Here is a 1,475-nt window from a genome sequence, read left to right on the forward strand (position 1 = left end):
CCTCACGGCGGCATAAACTCCCAGCCGCCTATCAGCAGACTCGGTTTAACCGAGGACAACCTCCTGAGGCTCCACAGGTAGCCACCGTCGCCCTCGGGGTCATCATCCCCTGAGGACTTGGCGCCAGCTTCGGGGCGCCAGGACCACGCGATTTCACGTCCGCACGGAGTCGTTCGTCCGCGCGCCTCAAGCACGCTGCGACCCGCCTGCGGCCACCGCATCCCGCGCCCAACGTCCGTGACGATCGCGATCCGCCCCTCTCGAGGAGCACGGGATGGGGACAGTCAATCATGAGTTTCGGAAAAATGGAAGAGAAATATTTTTCAGAAGCGGACTGGACAGGGGTGATCGTGTTGAGCGGCCTGATGAAATAAGTTTGTCCGCGCATCCTCACAGCACATGTTGCTGGAAAGCGCAGCGCCGTCGCGCCATGATCCGGGATGCCCACCGGTCACTGCAACCTGTGCAGGTACTGAACGCGCCGCCCTGGCATTGATCGCGAGGAAGGTTGTGGCGGAGCAACCGCGTCATGTTGATGGCCCTGAATTCCCGCCGCTGGCGATCGTCTGACACATGACCACCGACGTATTTGATGCTGGGGGACGACAGCGACTGTGTCCTGTCCGCAACGTCATCGGTTTTTGATAGTCGCTCTATTCCCCCTAAGGTTGCGGCTATTGTTCCCCAGATCGGCCCCTGCTACCGCTAGTCAACAACAGTAGGGGTGCTGTGGGGGCTCAAATGGACTATTTGCGTTGGATGGCCACCTGGCTGGCCATCCTTGGAGGGGCGTGTCTTGGCGGGTGTGCTGCGCCGCTTGCGGTCAACAATGTGACCGACATCAGGTCCAGCACGGGCAGCCGAGGAATCGACGTCTACGAGCCGAAGCGCCGAACCGACGCAAGCGTGCCCGAGTTCGCGGGTGACCAGCTTGTGGAAGTGCGGACGTTTCACAATCCCGGTGGAGGAGGCGAGGTCGAGATGGCCGGGGCCTCCTGCTCACTGGAAGCCTCCGGTTTCAGCGCAACCATGACGAGCCCCGCGAAGGTGCGCGTGCCGCTCTATCGCGGACAGTCGAGCTCGCTTGCCGTGACCTGCCAGAAGCCCGGCTATCAAAAGCGGATGATCACGGTCGCGCCCTTCGATTCGACGCGTCAGGCTCGTCTGGCCAGCGGCGTGAACGGCGGGATCCTCGGTGCGGTCATCGTGGCAGGCATCGATGCCGCCGCCGACAACACGAAGAACGACTGGCGTTATCCCGTGGCGAAGGTCGTGCTGGAGGCCGATCCCGCCGGGAGATGATGGGGGGATCTTTCGGTATTGCGCCGTCATGACTTGCTTGTTGCGGCGGTCGTTGTGGGCATTTTCTCGATAGGCGAGCCACTCTAATATTGTGCACTGGACTGCACCCCTTAAGTGAGACACGATAATTTCTGTGACAGTGGGGTTGCCACGACGACTATCGTGCCTTGTTT

General features: G+C 61.2%; 1 protein-coding gene. It reads left to right on the forward strand.

All coding sequences use genetic code 11. The annotated features are described in order from the left end of the window. Positions 1 to 741 precede the first annotated feature (741 nt). Positions 742 to 1,302 carry a hypothetical protein gene (locus QX135_RS32390; RefSeq protein WP_316182715.1) on the forward strand — a complete coding sequence of 187 codons (561 nt, stop codon included), beginning with the start codon at positions 742 to 744 and terminating at the stop codon, positions 1,300 to 1,302. The last annotated feature ends 173 nt before the right edge of the window (positions 1,303 to 1,475 follow it).

The organism is Bradyrhizobium sp. SZCCHNR1098, assembly GCF_032489375.1.
Lineage (GTDB): Bacteria > Pseudomonadota > Alphaproteobacteria > Rhizobiales > Xanthobacteraceae > Bradyrhizobium.

Coding starts and splice junctions, on each gene's coding strand:
- QX135_RS32390 (WP_316182715.1), top strand. CDS start 742: ATGGACTATTTGCGTTGGATGGCCACCTGGCTGGCCATCCTTGGAGGG.